The sequence below is a fragment of the Pseudomonas sp. NY11955 genome, assembly GCF_048068035.1.
Classification (GTDB): domain Bacteria; phylum Pseudomonadota; class Gammaproteobacteria; order Pseudomonadales; family Pseudomonadaceae; genus Aquipseudomonas.
The window spans coordinates 1-812 of sequence record NZ_JBLUPS010000048.1 but is presented as its reverse complement, the minus strand read 5'-3'; the positions used below and the strand labels follow the sequence as shown (position 1 = coordinate 812).

1 rRNA gene is annotated in these 812 nt (G+C 51.2%); it reads left to right on the top strand.

Annotated features, from left to right (window positions below):
• Window positions 1–812 (top strand): 23S ribosomal RNA (locus ACNFBR_RS29230); the annotation flags it as partial.

Genomic DNA, 812 nt, shown 5'->3' with positions numbered 1-812 from the left:
TCAATGAAATCGAGTAGGACGGAGCACGAGAAACTTTGTCTGAATATGGGGGGACCATCCTCCAAGGCTAAATACTACTGACTGACCGATAGTGAACCAGTACCGTGAGGGAAAGGCGAAAAGAACCCCGGAGAGGGGAGTGAAATAGAACCTGAAACCGTATGCGTACAAGCAGTGGGAGCCTACTTTGTTAGGTGACTGCGTACCTTTTGTATAATGGGTCAGCGACTTATATTCAGTGGCGAGCTTAACCGAATAGGGGAGGCGTAGCGAAAGCGAGTCTTAATAGGGCGTTTAGTCGCTGGGTATAGACCCGAAACCGGGCGATCTATCCATGGGCAGGTTGAAGGTTAGGTAACACTGACTGGAGGACCGAACCGACTACCGTTGAAAAGTTAGCGGATGACCTGTGGATCGGAGTGAAAGGCTAATCAAGCTCGGAGATAGCTGGTTCTCCTCGAAAGCTATTTAGGTAGCGCCTCATGTATCACTGTAGGGGGTAGAGCACTGTTTCGGCTAGGGGGTCATCCCGACTTACCAAACCGATGCAAACTCCGAATACCTACAAGTGCCGAGCATGGGAGACACACGGCGGGTGCTAACGTCCGTCGTGAAAAGGGAAACAACCCAGACCGTCAGCTAAGGTCCCAAAGTCATGGTTAAGTGGGAAACGATGTGGGAAGGCTTAGACAGCTAGGAGGTTGGCTTAGAAGCAGCCACCCTTTAAAGAAAGCGTAATAGCTCACTAGTCGAGTCGGCCTGCGCGGAAGATGTAACGGGGCTCAAACCATGCACCGAAGCTACGGGTATCA